Consider the following 16,511-nt stretch of genomic DNA (forward strand, 5'->3'; position numbering starts at 1 on the left):
CGAAGGAAAAAAGGAATGCCCCGAATTCCCCGCCCAAAACTATTGTCTTGCTAATGGATTGGAATCCCAAACGGGTCCGCGCACTTGCCTTCGATGTGGACGGAACCCTATTTTCTTCTGAAGGAATCATCTTAGAAACCTATGCGGAAGCAATCCGCAGATTTTCAACGGGCTCCCAGATCCCTCTCGAGGTCCCGGACAGAGAAAGGATCATGCTCGAGATCGGAAAACCGGTCAAAACCATCTTTTTGAACCTGGTCCCCCAACTTAAGGAGTCCGAAAGAGATCAGATCTCCGACTCAGTCCTGGAACTTTTAGTGTCTAAGATCCGACAAGGAGAAGGTGAATTCTACCCTAAGGTCAAAGAAACTGTCACTTCCCTCAAAAATAAGGGATACCAGATCTTGGCCGCTTCCAATGGAAGAATGCCCTACGTCAAAACCATCCTAGAAGTTTCAGGGATCCTGTCCTTATTCGACCCGATCGTGGTTTTGGACAATGAAACGATCAAAACCAAGCCTGACATTGTTGCAAAGTATATCCGAGATTATTCTTATTCTCCGGACGAGATCCTGATGATCGGGGATAGAAGTTCCGACCATGAGGCGGCCCGCAAAAACGGTAGCCCATTTGCATTCTGCGCCTACGGCCACGCTCCTGAGGGAGAAATCCCAGACTGGGAAGTGAGTCTGGCGCAATTGGAAGATCTGGATCGAATATTCTAAGCTCTTTTCCTGGGAAAAAGTGAGAAGGCAGTTTCCGGATCGGCCGAAAATTATATTGTGCCCGAATCGGATAAACTTAAATCACTTCTTTATATCCTGACAGGGGCTCTATTCGTTTTAGTTTTATTGGATAAGTCTATGGGGAATAAGGTTACATCTTCCCCCGGACAAGAATCCCCTTCTTTCTTTTCAAAATTTAATACAATCGGAAAAACAAATCCATTATCTCCTTCTTCTTCAGAGAACAAAGGAAAACAAACCCATGAACAGGTAATGGATCAGGCAGAAGACGAAATTTTAACCGAGTTAATGCAGAATGGAGAAAACTCTTCCTCTGAAGAAGTATCCTCCGATTCAAATGATCCGGAAGAAATGTTTATCCCGATCGTGGAAATGCCTAAGCCTGGGCCAACATCCGGACCTTCTCCAAAAATTCGTTTGGATCATTCTCCAGGAGAGATCAAACTTTACTTTCTGAAGTTTTATGGAAGAGGAAACAAAAGCCATTCTAGACTAGTTCAGCTGAAAAGAAAATTTGATCAAGGGGATAAGATCTTATTTATATTGAAGGAACTTACCAAGGGACCTTCTTCAGACGAGAAGACACAAGGTGTTCTGAACGCACTTCCAAACAGAATGGAATATTCTAAAGAATACTCTGTAGAAAATGGAATCTTAAAACTATATCTTGGTCCTGACTTCGAAGCAGGAGCAGGCCCCGAACTTCTGAAAGATAGAGTGGACCAGATCTGTTACAGCATTCTGGAAAATTCTGAGCTAAGAGGGATCAGGCTCTTTATTAATGGAAAACAAGTCCGCTCTCTAGGCGGCGTAGGACTTCCTATCCCGGAAGTTCTGACCAAAAATCCAAGAAAGATCGCTACTCTTTAAACAAATCTTTTCGATTTCTGTTTATTTTTCTTGAATAAATAGCACGATCGGTCGTTCTTTTCATTTATGATCTCTGGCGGAAAACTAAGCCAAGAAACCAGGAACCGTATTTTAGATAAAGGACTCCAAGTAGTAAGCAAATCCGGTCTAGAAGGTTTAAGTCTTGGTCCTTTGGCAGAACTTTCAGGTATGTCTAAAAGTGGATTATTCGCCCATTTCGGCTCCAAAGAAGAAATTCAAATTTCCATTCTAGATCACACTGCAGAGTTCTCTAAAACAAAAGTTTTGGAACCTGCCTTAAGATCTAAGGAAGGACTTCCTAGACTTCGTTCCTTAGTAAAACATTGGATGGGTTGGTCTAAAAAAGCGGGACTACCTGGGGGATGCCCAATTGCCGCAGGATTATTTGAATTGGATGATTCAAAAGGTCCAGTCCGACAAAGACTATTGTCAATGGAATCTGAATGGAGAACTCTTTTAAAAAAGCTCGCAAAGGAATGTGTGGATCTGAAAGAATTAAGATCTGATCTGGATCTAGATCAATTTGTCTGGGAACTTTGTGGGATCTATTTAGTTCATCATACTTCCTTACGATTTTTAAAAGATCCTAAGGCAGATTATAGAGCAAATAGATCATTCGAAGATCTGTTAGAAAGATCCAAACCTAAAAGAAAAACCAAAAAATAAAAGAGAGAGCAATGTATCCATATTTATTAATACTTCATTCATTCACAAGATGGGTCGTTCTATTCTTACTAGTATTCACCTTGGTTAGATGTATCCGAGGAATCCTATTAAAAAAGAATTTTGAAAAATGGGATAATTTAGGAAGGATACTAACGATTGCATTTTCACATTTTCAGTTGGTACTAGGATTTTTTCTATATTTCAAAAGCCCGATCGTTCAGGCTTTTTTCCAAGATCCCATAGGAGCCTTGCAAATATCAGATATAAGATTTTTCGCTTTGATCCATATTTCTATCATGATCATTTCGGTAGTATTTCTTACCATTGGATCTGCGGTCTCCAAACGTAAGAAAGAAGATTCTGAAAAATTCAAAAGTTTATTCCTATGGATCTTAATCTCGATAATTTTAATGTTTATCGCGATCCCTTGGCCTTTTTCTCCATTCGCACATAGACCCTATATCAGAGAGTTTTAGAAATGACAAAATTTTTTACAACAGAGCTTGGAAGGCTCAGACTTTTAGGTTTTTTAGAAGGAACATCCCTACTTCTTCTAATATTTATAGGAATGCCTTTAAAATATTATTTCGGATCTCCGGATATTGTTAAACTTTTAGGCCCTATTCATGGAGGATTGTTTCTTTTATTCCTTCTTGGAACATTTCATTTCTCGATCGAGAATTCATGGAGTTTTAAAGAAAGGACTTGGAAGGTAGCACTTGGCTCAGTCTTTCCATTTGGAACTTTTTATATAGATAGTACCATTCTCAAAAAATTATAACTAGTCCAAAATCCATCCCTTTGCGGATAAGTTTTGTAGCAATCCCAACCTCGCAGTTAATACTGCGATATTCCAATTTAAACTGCGATGTAGGAACTACTACATCGCGCTCCTAAAGCGAGAGCCTATTTATCCTAACGCATTAGAATTCCAATCTTCTGACAAAAACGACAATCACTTGCCCTAGAATTTTTTTGACTAAAATTAGATTCTTCCTTGCTCGGAGATACGTTATGCTTGAACCGTGGTCTTATTATGGAGGTTTTTCCAAAAAGCCTTCCATGCGGAAATGAAAACAATGTTCAAGTGGTTCCCAGGCATAGACCGGAGAATTCGCTTACTATCTAAGCGGATCTTCTTTAATCGGTATCCCCAAGGATTTTTAGAGACCAATTGGAGCGAAATTCGCCAATCCTTGGTGGCCCACTATTCTCTTTGCATCGTAATCAGTTTAATTACCTATTTCCTGCCGAATTCGCGGGACTTCGAAGATGAGTCTCTGATCCTACTCCAATCTAGCCGGATCACGTTAATTGTTCTTTCTCTTGTTTTCCTTTGGAGACATGCACGTAAAAAAGATTGGGTCCCTAAAAAACTGGAGTTCTATAAGGTATGGACTTCTTCTACCCTTCTCATCTCCTTCTTTCCTTTTTTATATCTCGATAAGGTCCATTACGATGTCTATCTTCACCAGGCATCTGCGATCTTACTTAGTATGAACCTTCTTCTTTGGTTAACCACTACCACTGCGGTTGCTACAAACCTTGCATTTTGTTTGATGTTCTTAGGCGTATGCTATTTAGGAGATTCTCCTGTAGAGGCCATGCAAGAGTTTCCGATCCTTCTCACCTATCTATTCGTAGGAACTTTCGGGAATGTGATCATGAACTATTGGAGAACCATGGATTACAGGGATAAAAGAAAATTATCCGGCGCGGTCCTGAGACTACAGGCAAAAAATCTGCATATCAGAATGATCTCCAACTTGGATGATCTTACTGATCTTTATAATCGCAGATATCTAATAGAACAATTCGATATATTCAAGAAGAGAGCAAGACGTCATCAGTTCCAAATGGCACTTGTGATCTTGGATCTAGATCATTTAAAAGAGATCAATGATAAATACGGACATATGGCAGGAGACGACGCACTCCAAACTCTTTCTGCAGTTATGAAGTCCAGAGTGAGATCCACTGATATTTGTGCTCGTATTGGTGGAGACGAATTCTGTGTTCTTTTAGATTCAGTAGATCCTAAAAGTCTAAAAACTTTATGTGAGTCCTTACGTAAAGGTGTAGAAGCTCATGCACTTTCTGTCAGAGATCCGAACGACAAGCCAGTGAATATCACTGTATCCATAGGCGCTGCCATTCTCTCTTATGATGAAGATTTTACTTTCGATGATCTATACCAATCCATTGATTCTGGATTGTATAAATCAAAATCCGCTGGTCGAAACAGAGTTACAATAGTAGAAGCTACTAAGCTAAATACTAAGGTTGATCTTTCTGCTTCTTGGCCGGAGGAAGTTCGTATATATAAGTAAGTTCGCAGTATTCTCCGTCGCCAAAATATTTCTGCTCTTTTTGTTCTAAGAAGAATTGTCTATGCTTTTGGTCTGATTCCAACTCATCCAATCTTTGGGTGACTTGCAATTTTGCAGCCTCACAAGAAGTCTTTTTCATTTTGAAAAGATCCTGCTCTTCTACGGAAGGAACGGAAGCTCTTCCGATTGCAACGAATTGGTATTTATGAGGACCCAAGGTCTTTACGCTGACTCCGGTATCCATATGGATCCTTTCTCTATGAGAATCCAAACAATTTGATACACAAAATAGAAATCCACAGATCGCGGATAACTGCAGTATTTTAGAGCTCAAAGATTTTTTCATTCTTCCCCCGTTCGAATCTATCTATTTAGGAAAGTTTACGGACTAAGTCATCCGGATTTTTGAAAAAAATTTACAAAGACAAGAAAAAGATCAAACTGCGGAAAGTTCTCTTCCCTCATATCTTTCGTAATTATAGAGAAGGTCTCTTCTTTTAGGTGTAAATCCACCTTCTTTCAAGAACTTGACGGCTTCTTTTTCAGTTTTCAGACCGAAGGAACGTAACACATTCTCTTCGATCACCACGGAAGAAATATCATCCGCACCACTTGTAAGCGCCAACTGACCCACACCTTTTCCGAGAACCATCACAGAAGTTTCAATATGTTTAATATTGTCTAAGAAGATCCTGCAAATCCCAAGGACTTTCAGATATTCTTGTGTAGAAACTGCTCTTACTTTAAATCTTTTTGTTTGTGGTTGGAATGTCCAAGGAATAAAGGAAAGAAATCCTCCAGTCCTATCCTGAAGATTGCGAACTACTGTAAGATGTTCTATGACTTCTTCTTTGGTTTCTTCTGAACCAAAAACAATATTTGCACTTCCGAGCAGCCCTGCTTCATGACAGGTTTCCATTGCACGAACCCATTCTTCAGTAGTGGCTTTTTTAGGAGAGATGATGTTTCTCATTCTATCCGTTAAAATTTCGGCGCCTGCTCCAGGAACAGAATCCAAACCGACTGATTTCAAGATTTGTAAAACTTCGAATAAAGATTTGCCTGTGATTTTTTCTAAATTGATAATTTCTACAGGAGAGAATGCACGAATATGCATGTCAGGGTATTTGGATTTTACAGTGGAGATCACATCCAAATAATAATCGAAAGGGAGATCTGGATAAACTCCACCTTGCAAAAACATTTGGTCCGCTCCTTCCGAAACGGCATAATCCATTTTTTCTAATATTTCTTCTTTAGAAAGTACGTAACCTTTTCCATTCCCAATCTCGTCCATGAAAGAACAAAAATTGCATTCAACATTACAATAATTAGTGTAGTTCACTACTCTGAACATTGTGTAACTTGCACTAGTGTGAGGGAGAACTCTCTCCCTCAAGGCTCTAGCAGTTGCCATAATTTTAAGATGATCTCCAGACTCGTACAACTCCAACGCTTCCGCAGGAGAAATACGTTCTCCGTCTAAGGCTTTTTCTAATATAGAATCTGTGGAATGATTTGGGAATATTTGGCTCATCTGGATGGAAAGTTTTCTTCCTTAACTTTTTCAAAGTTTTCTATTTCTTCAAAAATGCACGTCCTTTTTAAATCACATTCTTATTTATTGCGATTGAGTCGCAGTTAAATATGTACACGATTTAAAAGAAGAAGGGACCGGATCTTTTCTAAATATGTAGGAATTCCTACAAAGAGACTAAGTATCTTTTTTCCTGGACAGGGCGCCTCCTAATCAGTAGCCTGCTATGAAAGACCATCCAAATACAAAGGGTAACCTGAAAAACTATGGCTATTTCTCAAATCGCCTTCCACGTGATCTTCACGGCTCTATTTATCGTAGCAAATGTTGTATTCGTTCGTGCCATTCTCTACAGATTAAATCTTGTATTTAATGCTAGAAAGGCAAACGGAACTGAAAACTTCCTGGAACATAAAAACTGGGGATTCCGGATCAAAAGTTTCGTATTAAACGTAATCTTACAAAAAAAGAACTTTAAAGAACCAGTACGCGGTATCATGCACGCATTCGTATTTTACGGATTCGTCACTTACTTACTGCATACTACCAGTCAGTTTATCTCCGGTGTATTTGGATATGCGTTGGATGATCCTTACAAATTCACCTTAGTTGGAAGTTTATTCGGAGAAACTGCGAACCATTATTATGAAGCTGCTCTTCAAGTAGTTTCCATTTTGGTATTAGTAGGACTCGGCTTCTTTGCATGGAGACGTTGGATCCAAAAAGCAAAAGGATTAGATGTTCATTCTCCAGCTTCTGCAATCGTAATCTCAATGATCTCCATACTCATGGTCTCTACCCTATTGGGAGAAGGTGCAAGAGCAGTTGGAGCAGATTACGCTAACCCATTCCATGATGCGGCTCCAATCGCTAGCGCAATCGGATCCTTTTGGGAATTGATCGGTATAGAATATTCTTCCGCTGATCTAGTTTTCCAAATCATGTGGTGGACACATATTCTTTCAGTGTTCGCGTTCATGTTGTATGTTCCAACATCCAAACACGCACACTTGATCTTCGCGCCATTTAACTATTTCTTACAATCAGATACTCCTAAGGGTGCTCTTTCTAAATTAAATCTGGAAGATGAGACTGCTGTTTGGGGTGTTACAAGAACGGAAGACTTCCCTTGGCCAAACCTTTTAGACGGACTTTCTTGTATTGAGTGTGGTCGCTGCCAAGTGCAATGTCCTGCAAACAGAACAGGTAAAGTTCTAAATCCTAAAGCGATCATCGTGGAATTAAAACACGCGCTTATGGATAAAATGCCAGAAGTTGTAAAGATCAGAGAAACGAATCCAGAAGGAGCTGCAGATGCAGTTGCTGCATTAGATACTTCTGTGATCGGAAAATATGAAGGACTTTCAGAAGAAGCTCTTTGGGGATGTACTACTTGTTACGCTTGCGTAGAAGCTTGTCCTGTTGGAAACAACCAAGTGAACGCAATCATGGAAATGAGAAGACACTTAGTACTTGTTGATTCTAACTTCCCTGCTGAATTACAAGGTGCATTCGTAAACATGGAAAACAACTCCAACCCTTGGGGAGTTGCTGCGCACTCCAGAGCGGATTGGGCAGAAGGTCTTGGCGTTAAAACCATGGCAGAAGATTCCAATGTGGATGTTCTATACTGGGTAGGCTGCGCTGGAGCTTTTGATGATCGTAACAAAAGGATCGCTCAGTCCTTCGTTAAGATCATGCAAAAAGCAGATGTTAAGTTCGGTATCTTAGGAACTGAAGAAGGATGTTCCGGAGATTCTGCTCGTAGAGGTGGTAACGAATACCTCTACCAAACATTAGCACAATCTAATGTGGATACAATGAACGGATACAATGTGAAAAAGGTTGTAACGGCTTGTCCTCACTGCTATAACACAATCAAAAATGAATATCCTCAGTTCGGTGGAAACTTCGAAGTAATTCACCACTCTGAATTCATCAATGAACTTTCTAAAGAAGGAAAGATCGATGTAGGCGTTGCAGAAGATGCAAATGCTGGAAAGTATACCTACCACGACTCCTGCTATATCGGTAGATATAACGACAACTACGAGAATCCAAGAGACCTGGTTAAAAAGGTTTCCGGTGGAAAACTCGCAGAAGCTTCTGACCACCACTCCAAAGGACTTTGCTGCGGTGCAGGTGGAGCTCAGATGTGGATGGAAGAGCATGGCGAAAGGGTCAACGTTAAGAGATCCAATCAGCTTCTGGATACCGGGGCGACTACGATCGCAACCGCTTGTCCTTTCTGTATCACTATGATCACAGACGGAGTAAAACAAGAAGGAAAGATCGAAGAAGTAAAAGTAAAAGATATCGCGGAACTAGTCGCGGAAAACTTAAAATAAGAAGAAGTTTAATATCTTTGAATGGAAGCCTCGGCAGTAATGTCGGGGCTTTTTTATTTTAAGGAAGATCGTTCTGTAATCGGTGGATTTGCGGTGTTGGAGTTCCTATATCAGATGAAACGCTCGCAAAGGCAAAAAAATAGCGGAATGTTTCCATCCCGCCCTGAATCATCTGGTGCAAATACATTATATACGACGGCGCAAATATACGCCACACTACAGGAAATTATTTATTTTCTTTAGAAATAAATTTCGGGATCAAAAACTAGACTAAAAGGATTAGATATCCCTATTGATTCCCTGCATTTTCCTGTAATTTTTTCACAAACTTCTCATATAGTTTGTTCTCGGTATCTAACAATGTTTGCTGTCCGTTGTAAATGGAGTATGCTCTTTAAAAGTGGATTCCAATAGGATCTCTCCAGTTTCGATATCCACCCCTTTTAGGATAATTTCTGCTGGTAAATGTTTGCGAAGTATAGGTTTTGCAACTGGGCAAATAAAGGAATCTTAGAAGAAAGCCAGAAACGTATATTAAACCTTGGGTGCTTTTTCTATATTTTCTTCTTCAACAGCCAGGATAGCCAAAGTATTCCCATCATTGTCTAAAAATTCAATTTCATATGCAACACGAGGATCATGATAAACAAAAACAATCGTTCCAATAGCTCCTGCAGGAATCGAATCTATACTTCGTTTTAATCTTACAATTTCATGCTCTTTAAAAGGTGACATTAAAAATCCAATAGCCTTCAGTTAGTCTATAATTCCAACAATTTACGTATATTTCCTTACTTCCCCAGTGGCACGAAGTAAGAACCTATAAACTTCCCAGACATCTCGTAGCCTTTCTTTCCCACCTAAAACTTTCACCTCAATTCGACTACCGTCTTTTCTTTCAATTGAAATAGATTCGGCGACTTCCTTTTGTTCTATAACTTTTAAATTTAAAATTTCATTATATTCAATATATTCAGATTTTTCTTCTGATTGAATAATATACATTCCCAAATCAGTGAACAAGATTGAATCTTCAAAATAAGATGAGGAGTTTAAATAAATTCCTAAAATTTCATTCTGAGCGATCTTATGAAGACTTGAAGGCACTTCCGAATGAAAATCATTTAGTTTTTCTAAGATACGATATGATAGTTGTTGTATCTTATTTTTCATCGAATGGGTAGATTAAAAATTTCTCTGATTTTCACTTAATTCAGCAAGTTGATGAAGTAAAGTTGCTAATATTGAAAAGACAGGAAAAGGAAAGAGCATTCTTATTCTTTCTCCGTTTCTTAAAAATAACTCAATATCCATATCTTTGTTTTTAGCATCTGGTCCAAGTTGAGAGATCTCTCTTAATGAAGCAAACTCTACTTTTGAGATATCTTTGAAAAATATTTTTTGCCCGCCCCATTCTAATCCCCGGACTCCTAGATAAAATGTTTCTCCTCTATGCTCGTAATAATACAAACATATACCTAATTCATTTTCTCTATTTGAACAAATTTCGCCGTACCCGAATTTCACAAGATTTTGAACAGCTCTTTCAATTCGCTTCTGAATCGATTCATCCATTTGAGAATTCATCAGCCTCCGCGTCTTAGTAGCAATTAAATTCTACCCGAAACATTTCCATAATAGTTTTCGAGAAATCAAATATAAATCCTTCAGAGACACGGCATAAATCTACTCCTTCAACTAATGAGACCGATTCTGCAAGTTGCCATACTGATTCTATATTGTAGCTTGAATTGATAAGTTTGAACTTTATTATTGTGCCGTTAAAATCCATTGACTCATAGATAAAATCCTCAATGTAACCTTGCTTAAACTTTACAATCCATTGTTTTAAAGATAATGCAAATTCTAAGAGCAAAATTCCGCTATAATCAAAAAGAACAATATCATCAACTATTATGCGTAGGCTTCCTTCTAAATAAGCCATGGGATTTTCATTTATCTTATCCCGTAGTGATTCATTTATTTCAAATTGAAAGATCATCATTGATGTAATTATTTTACAGGGAAGGCATTAGCCACCTTTCAATCTAACTTCAGAATGATTCTGATCGACTGCTTGCTCGATTATTAAAGAAGACTTTTAAAGTTTTTGTTCTCTGAGGATTAAAGGTAAACCGCAACATATCAAGTCTAATTCGACTACGATGAAAAACTAAAATTCTCCACAATTCTGCGACTCCACGCCTTTGCGTGAAAAACCCTTGTGTCCTCTTTGCGAACCCTTGCGCCTCAGTATTCCTGATTTAACTCAGAAACATCTTGCGTAGGATAATCCAGAAGTCTGATCTCAGGATTTTTCTTTTGGAAATAACCCTTCTCCCATTCAGAATCGAATAGAAGAGCAGCTCTACCCAAACTATCAGTCACAAGATTGGAACCCACAGGAACCTTTGGGATATCTTCTTCAAGCAACCAGCAAGAAACTTGGTAAGGAAGAATATTAATATTCGTAGGAGCAGAATACTCGTCTTGGAGCCTTCTTCTAAATACCTCGAACTGCAACTGGCCCATTGCACCTATCACAGGCAATCCACCACCCACAGTTTGAGAAGTGAATAAGTGAAGGATGCCCTCTTCTGCCAATTGTTCTATTCCCTTTCTGAAACTTTTGAGAGCTCCTGTTTCTACACAGGAAAGAGTAGCAAAAATTTCAGGAGCAAATACTGGAAGTGGTTTTAGATCGGGAACTTTGCCAGTCGCCAATATATCTCCGATAGAATAAGTGCCCGGGTTCACAAGACCTATAATATCTCCAGGATAAGCCTCATCCACAGTGTTTCTGTCTTGGCCAAAAAATGCAAAAGAAGAAGAAAGTTTTACAGCTTTTCCGAGTCTTCCGTGATTCACGTTAAGTCCTCTTTCGAACTTACCTGAACATACTCTTAAGAATGCGATCCTATCTCTATGGGCCTTGTTCATATTGGCTTGCACCTTGAATACGAATCCACTGAAAGGAGTGGTGATCGGATCCAAACGATCTCCATTCTTCAATGGAAAATATAAAGGAGGAGGAGCGATCTGTAAAAAATGGTCCAAGAATAATTGGATCCCGAAGTTATTCACTGCCGATCCGAAAAATACAGGTGTGATCTTAGAATCTATAAATTCATCTAAAGAGAATGCAGCGATCCCTTCTTCTACGAGTTCTACTTCTTCCCTAAATTGTTTTAAGACCCAGTCCTCAAACATTGAGTCGAGATTTGTATCTTCTATCCCTGAACTTTGGAATGCAGACTTTTGGGAACCACCTGGAGTTTTATCATAAGTGTAGATCTTTTTATCCACACGATTATAAACTCCACTGAAATCCACTCCAGTACCAATAGGCCATACCATCGGGATCGCAGTGATACCTAAAACTTTTTCGATCTCATCCAAGAGCTCGAACATTTTTTTAGTGGGGCGGTCCATCTTGTTTACGAATGTAACAATCGGGATCCCGCGGTCCCTACAGACTTTAAATAATTTAATTGTTTGGGGCTCTACTCCTCTTCCTGCATCTAACACCATCACTGCGGTGTCGGCTGCGATCAAAGTGCGGTACGTATCTTCGGAGAAGTCTTCGTGACCTGGAGTATCTAATAAATTTAATACATGATTTTTATATTCGAATTGTAGCGCTGCAGAAGTGATTGAGATCCCCTTCTCTTTTTCCATCTCCATCCAGTCGGAAGTGGCTGCCTTACGATTTTTACGCGCCTTTACTGCGCCCGCAAGCTGGATAGCGCCTCCGTACAATAGAAGTTTTTCGGTAAGGGTAGTCTTACCCGCATCCGGATGGGCTATGATTGCGAAGGTTCTCCTACGTTTGGTTTCCTCTTCTATTATATTCTGGCCAATAGCGCTTTCCGACACGGTTCCCCTCTCTATTAGGAAACGTTTTTGGAACGATGGCCCTTGTCAGCATGAAAACAGAGCTTAATTCTTCACGGATTCGTATTCCTTCGGTAAAACCAGCGTAACCAAAAGGTCTTAATCTTCCCGCCGAATCCATTTCTTATGAAGAAACTGGATCACGCTTTTTTCCCCGGAAAACACTTAGGGAGGGAGATTCATATCCCTCCCCCTTTTCCTTCCCTACCTATAAGAGTTTTGAGATTGTCGAATCTAACGACGCTGATTTTCTAGACTGTAATAGTTTACCGGTCTATGGAAGCACCTAAAATCAAACATCTTATCTCTTGGCAGGATTGGTCGGACGCAGAAGTCCTGGACCTTCTACAATTTGCTGTCCATGTGAAAAATCATAGGGCCAATTATCTGGGACATATGACCGGCAGGACTCTTGCTATGCTCTTCCAAAAGACTAGCACTCGTACAAGAGTTTCTTTTGAAGTGGCAATGACTGAGATGGGAGGACATGCAATCTATTTGGATTGGATGACTTCTAACTTTCTTCTTTCCGACATTGACCTCGAAGCTGAATATCTTTCCAGAAACGTTTCAGTCATCATGGCTCGGATGAGAAAACATGAGGAACTTTTACAGCTCAAATCAGGTTCACAGGTTCCAGTCATCAATGGATGTTGTAATAAATTCCATCCCTGCCAATCTCTTGCGGATATTCTCACGATCGTGATGGACAACCCGAAACCTCTGAAAGAGTTAAAGCTCACCTATATTGGTGTGCATAATAACGTAGTAAATTCTCTTATAGGGATCACTTCTGCTTTGGGTATGGAACTTACTCTTCTCACCCCGATTGCTGAGACTGAAAACATAGATCAAGACACTGTGGAAAGGGCTAAAAAGAAGGGCACGATCCAATGGGAGACTGATCTGATCCGTTCCGTAAAAAATGCGGACTATATTTATACGGATACCTGGGTAGATATGGAGTTCTTCAACGATCCTTCTTTCGCTGATAAGAAGAAGGAACGTATGAACCTGATGATGCCTTTCCAGATCAATGAGGCATTACTCAAAGAGACCAAGGCAAAGGTTATGCATGATATGCCTATCCACTCAGGTTACGAAATAACTAGAGAAGTAGTCAGAAGTCCTAGATCTATTATCTTCCAACAGGCGGAGAACCGCTTGGATGCACAAAAAGCGGTCATTCTACAACTCTTAGAAGCTTAGGTCTTTCCTCCAAAAATCCGTTGCCTGGAAGGCCTTTCCTGAAAACCCTGTTCTAAGACAGCCGAGCTAGGCTAAAATCGCAAAAACTTAAAAGGTACTTGTATGTCCAAATTACCACATCCTAAGGATGCATTATTCGAAGGAGAAAAACCTTTCCCTATCATCCCGGCCTGCGAACATTTTGCCGGATCCGAAAAACTGATCACTAAAGCTCTAGAGTTACAAAACAAACTCGGCGGTCTTTTCGACATCACCATGGACTGCGAAGATGGTGCTCAAACCGGAAAAGAAAAAGAACACGCGGAAATGATCGTCCGTATCCAAAACTCCGAACTCAATAAACATAATATGAGCGGTGTTAGGATCCACGATTATACTAATGCATTCTGGAAACAAGACGTAGACATTATCGTTCCGGGTGCAGGAAACAAGATCGCATACATCACAATTCCTAAACCTACAAAAGCTTCCCAAGTGGAAGAAATGATCACTTATATCCAAGGTGCTGCTAAAAAAGCAGGGATCACTAGAGAGATCCCAATCCACGTATTGATCGAAACTCACGGAGCACTTGCTGATGTAGATAAGATCGCTGCTCTTCCTTGGATGCAAGTCGTCGATTTCGGTCTAATGGACTTCATCTCAGGACACCATGGAGCAATCCCAGCTTCTTGTATGAAAAGCCCAGGGCAATTCGATCACGAATTATTAAGAAGAGCAAAAGCTTCTTGTGTGGCTGCATCTCTCGCTCACGGAGTAATCCCAGCTCATAACGTTACTCTTGACCTTAAAAACCAATACCAAACTTATAAAGATGCAAAAAGAGCTCATGATGAGTTCGGATTCCTTCGTATGTGGTCCATCTATCCAACTCAGATCCAAGCAATCTTAGATGCGATGGCTCCAGACTATAGCGAAGTCCAAACTTCTGCAGCTATTCTTATAAAAGCACAAGATGCAGAATGGGGACCAATCCAACACGATGGAGATCTTCATGACAGAGCAACTTACCGTTACTTCTGGGAAGTTCTTCAAAAAGCAAAACTTACCGGTATCGCAATCCCAGAAGAAGCTTCAAAAAGATTCTTCTAATCTTGTAACCAAGCTTCAAAATGAAAAAGCCGCAGAATCTGCGGCTTTTTTTTATTCCTTCGAAGAATGGTGACTCTGGTTGCAATGTTGGAATTCCTACATCCAGTTCCGTTCTATAGATAATCTTACTTATTAAACTTCTCGTTTAATTTTCCGATTAATTCGGATAAACTTCTTTCTAGATACTCCCAACCCTTTTTGTTCATGGGTTCCAAAGGCATTTTTTTCTGTAATTGTTTGAAACGATCAAATGACTCTCTTGCGAATTCCAAAAATCTACGAGGAGTGATTCCTAATCTGTCGAATTGGCTTTCATTACGATTGAAAAGTTCGGCGACCTTGTCTCCATATTCTCCTTCCAGAAAATAATATCTAAGATCAGAAAGGGATTCGTCTATAGCCTTAAAAATTTTAGAGCCTGGCCCATCTTCCTTTCTTGGATCGGATTCAGAGCCGACTTTATCGGATCCTACTATCCTGGCTGCTTTTGCTTTTTCGTTAAGGGCGATCTTTTGTAATTTCTCCCTCATAAGAACGTCGGGGAGAATTGTTTTCTTTTTATCCGCCAATTTTACTGAGGTCCTCAAAGCCGATTGTCCGAATTTTCGGACGGAAACTATTCTATGGACGTATTCGATTTATGTCCAGAAATTTCCGCCCTATACTTGTTATAACAAGATAGACGAAAAAGTTCTCATAAATTCTTTCAAAGCCCGGGGTTATCTTTTTTTAATTTTCTTAATTCGCAATTCTGGAGCCATTCACAACGAAGACAAAACATATCCTCTGGATTATAGTCCGAGGGAGGACATAGATTCGTATTCTCGGCTTGTATAGGAGAGAGAATATCTTCCTTCTCCTTTGGGTCCGAAATTCCATATAGCTTGCTTAAGAGTTCTCTATTTTTCCGGACCTGTGTCTCAAAAGGGTCTTCCAAATTTTTAGGACGAACGATTACCCTTTCCTGATTTTCCTTAGGCTTTTCCCATCTTCTTACAAAAATTGGAGTTCTAGTTTTTCCTCCGAATTTCTGTAAGCCAAGAAGACTGACTAGACCGAATACTGCTCCACCCAAATGCCCGGAGTTACTCATCATCCCAAAAAGACTTTGAGACATGACACCACTGGAATGGAATTGAAGAAGGTAATAAGCATCTACTGAAAATCCAACACCAATCAAAACCCAAGGAGCAAATTTTGCTCTCACAGGAGGAAATACAAATCTTGCTTCAGGGAACATTAAGCTGAATGCAGCAAGCACTCCGAAAACTCCCCCACTTGCACCTACAGTAGCAGAATGATAACTATCCCAAATAGAATTTTCAGGAACGAGTCCTGTCTTCCAACCTATATAAGAAAAAGACAAAACAAAAAGTCCCCCACCTAGTTGGGAGAGAAGATACACACTTAAAAATTTCCAACCGCCGATATATCTGCAGAGCCAGAAACCAACTGTGAATAGTCCGAACATATTCATCCCAATATGAATGAGAGAAGAGAAAAAATCTCCACCAACTACGTGCAAGAATCCATAAGTGAATACCTGCCAGTACATTTTCTTTTCAATGACTAGGCTTGGGTTTAATCCGAAGAAGTAAGTAATAATTCCTCGTCCACCTTCCATCATCAGAAGTGCCCAGACGAAAATATTGAAGAATAATACCAGATTCAGTGGATGAACTAGCGAGAATCCGAAAAGCTTCGGACCTGAGGTCGGATTTCTCTTTGCCATTATGTAAGGATTAAAGGTACTGGTATCCTAGTCAAGTAGGCAAAGCCGGGGCGGGATCTGCCCCGG

Annotated in this window: 19 protein-coding genes; 10 read left to right on the top strand and 9 right to left on the bottom strand. The window is 39.9% G+C overall.

What is annotated here, in order from left to right:
- Positions 1 to 53 precede the first annotated feature (53 nt).
- The 6 genes from EHQ52_RS03115 to EHQ52_RS03140 all read left to right on the top strand — a co-directional run bounded on the left by EHQ52_RS03115 (position 54) and on the right by EHQ52_RS03140 (position 4,633).
- Positions 54 to 725 (top strand): HAD family hydrolase, encoded by a 672-nt coding sequence (locus tag EHQ52_RS03115; protein ID WP_135613814.1) that lies wholly within the window; start codon positions 54 to 56, stop codon positions 723 to 725.
- A gap of 57 nt (positions 726 to 782) precedes the next feature.
- A complete protein-coding gene (locus EHQ52_RS03120; protein WP_167492163.1) occupies positions 783 to 1,616 on the top strand; it encodes a GerMN domain-containing protein in 834 nt (277 codons plus the stop codon).
- 66 nt (positions 1,617 to 1,682) lie between these two features.
- Complete coding sequence (locus tag EHQ52_RS03125; RefSeq protein ID WP_135613816.1) at positions 1,683 to 2,303, top strand: TetR/AcrR family transcriptional regulator; 621 nt, start codon at positions 1,683 to 1,685, stop codon at positions 2,301 to 2,303.
- 11 nt (positions 2,304 to 2,314) lie between these two features.
- On the top strand, positions 2,315 to 2,779 hold the full coding sequence (locus EHQ52_RS03130) for a hypothetical protein (RefSeq protein ID WP_135613817.1): 465 nt from the start codon (positions 2,315 to 2,317) through the stop codon (positions 2,777 to 2,779).
- A gap of 2 nt (positions 2,780 to 2,781) precedes the next feature.
- Positions 2,782 to 3,084 (top strand): DUF3817 domain-containing protein, encoded by a 303-nt coding sequence (locus EHQ52_RS03135; protein ID WP_135613818.1) that lies wholly within the window; start codon positions 2,782 to 2,784, stop codon positions 3,082 to 3,084.
- A gap of 298 nt (positions 3,085 to 3,382) precedes the next feature.
- The gene (locus EHQ52_RS03140) at positions 3,383 to 4,633 is read left to right on the top strand and encodes a GGDEF domain-containing protein (RefSeq protein ID WP_135613819.1); all 1,251 of its coding nucleotides are present in this window, start codon (positions 3,383 to 3,385) and stop codon (positions 4,631 to 4,633) included.
- On the opposite strand, the gene EHQ52_RS03145 is transcribed toward EHQ52_RS03140, so the two are convergent.
- Together EHQ52_RS03145 and mqnC are read right to left on the bottom strand one after the other, a co-directional pair.
- Complete coding sequence (locus EHQ52_RS03145; RefSeq protein WP_135613820.1) at positions 4,581 to 4,979, bottom strand: LIC11299 family lipoprotein; 399 nt, start codon at positions 4,977 to 4,979, stop codon at positions 4,581 to 4,583. The two genes, EHQ52_RS03140 and EHQ52_RS03145, sit on opposite strands and share 53 nt — an antisense overlap.
- 90 nt (positions 4,980 to 5,069) lie before the next feature.
- Positions 5,070 to 6,170, bottom strand: a complete 1,101-nt coding sequence (mqnC, locus tag EHQ52_RS03150) for a cyclic dehypoxanthinyl futalosine synthase (RefSeq protein ID WP_135613821.1) — start codon at positions 6,168 to 6,170, stop codon at positions 5,070 to 5,072.
- Between the two features lie 266 nt (positions 6,171 to 6,436).
- Here mqnC and EHQ52_RS03155 point away from each other — a divergent pair, with 266 nt between their 5' ends.
- Both EHQ52_RS03155 and EHQ52_RS03160 read left to right on the top strand, forming a co-directional pair.
- Positions 6,437 to 8,518, top strand: a complete 2,082-nt coding sequence (locus tag EHQ52_RS03155; protein ID WP_135613822.1) for a heterodisulfide reductase-related iron-sulfur binding cluster — start codon at positions 6,437 to 6,439, stop codon at positions 8,516 to 8,518.
- A 21-nt stretch (positions 8,519 to 8,539) separates the two neighbouring features.
- The gene (locus EHQ52_RS03160; protein ID WP_135613823.1) at positions 8,540 to 8,761 is read left to right on the top strand and encodes a hypothetical protein; all 222 of its coding nucleotides are present in this window, start codon (positions 8,540 to 8,542) and stop codon (positions 8,759 to 8,761) included.
- Between the two features lie 291 nt (positions 8,762 to 9,052).
- On the opposite strand, the gene EHQ52_RS03165 is transcribed toward EHQ52_RS03160, so the two are convergent.
- The 5 genes from EHQ52_RS03165 to EHQ52_RS03185 all read right to left on the bottom strand — a co-directional run bounded on the left by EHQ52_RS03165 (position 9,053) and on the right by EHQ52_RS03185 (position 12,394).
- Positions 9,053 to 9,253, bottom strand: a complete 201-nt coding sequence (locus EHQ52_RS03165; protein ID WP_135613824.1) for a DUF4926 domain-containing protein — start codon at positions 9,251 to 9,253, stop codon at positions 9,053 to 9,055.
- 42 nt (positions 9,254 to 9,295) lie between these two features.
- Positions 9,296 to 9,691, bottom strand: coding sequence for a hypothetical protein (locus EHQ52_RS03170; RefSeq protein WP_135613825.1), 396 nt, complete (start codon positions 9,689 to 9,691; stop codon positions 9,296 to 9,298).
- A gap of 12 nt (positions 9,692 to 9,703) precedes the next feature.
- On the bottom strand, positions 9,704 to 10,105 hold the full coding sequence (locus EHQ52_RS03175) for a hypothetical protein (protein ID WP_135613826.1): 402 nt from the start codon (positions 10,103 to 10,105) through the stop codon (positions 9,704 to 9,706).
- Positions 10,106 to 10,118: 13 nt separating this feature from the next.
- On the bottom strand, positions 10,119 to 10,523 hold the full coding sequence (locus tag EHQ52_RS03180; RefSeq protein WP_208653441.1) for a DUF7878 domain-containing protein: 405 nt from the start codon (positions 10,521 to 10,523) through the stop codon (positions 10,119 to 10,121).
- A 245-nt stretch (positions 10,524 to 10,768) separates the two neighbouring features.
- The gene (locus tag EHQ52_RS03185; RefSeq protein WP_135613828.1) at positions 10,769 to 12,394 is read right to left on the bottom strand and encodes a peptide chain release factor 3; all 1,626 of its coding nucleotides are present in this window, start codon (positions 12,392 to 12,394) and stop codon (positions 10,769 to 10,771) included.
- A 294-nt stretch (positions 12,395 to 12,688) separates the two neighbouring features.
- Here EHQ52_RS03185 and EHQ52_RS03190 point away from each other — a divergent pair, with 294 nt between their 5' ends.
- Complete coding sequence (locus tag EHQ52_RS03190) at positions 12,689 to 13,621, top strand: ornithine carbamoyltransferase (RefSeq protein ID WP_135613829.1); 933 nt, start codon at positions 12,689 to 12,691, stop codon at positions 13,619 to 13,621.
- A gap of 102 nt (positions 13,622 to 13,723) precedes the next feature.
- Complete coding sequence (locus EHQ52_RS03195; protein WP_135613830.1) at positions 13,724 to 14,713, top strand: HpcH/HpaI aldolase/citrate lyase family protein; 990 nt, start codon at positions 13,724 to 13,726, stop codon at positions 14,711 to 14,713.
- A gap of 125 nt (positions 14,714 to 14,838) precedes the next feature.
- Here EHQ52_RS03195 and EHQ52_RS03200 read toward each other — a convergent pair whose 3' ends face one another.
- Both EHQ52_RS03200 and EHQ52_RS03205 read right to left on the bottom strand, forming a co-directional pair.
- Positions 14,839 to 15,282 carry an LIC11177 family protein gene (locus tag EHQ52_RS03200; protein ID WP_135613972.1) on the bottom strand — a complete coding sequence of 148 codons (444 nt, stop codon included), beginning with the start codon at positions 15,280 to 15,282 and terminating at the stop codon, positions 14,839 to 14,841.
- Positions 15,283 to 15,419: 137 nt separating this feature from the next.
- On the bottom strand, positions 15,420 to 16,445 hold the full coding sequence (locus EHQ52_RS03205; protein ID WP_135613831.1) for a rhomboid family intramembrane serine protease: 1,026 nt from the start codon (positions 16,443 to 16,445) through the stop codon (positions 15,420 to 15,422).
- Positions 16,446 to 16,511 lie beyond the last annotated feature (66 nt).

The organism is Leptospira koniambonensis (genome assembly GCF_004769555.1).
Classification (GTDB): Bacteria; Spirochaetota; Leptospiria; order Leptospirales; family Leptospiraceae; genus Leptospira_B; species Leptospira_B koniambonensis.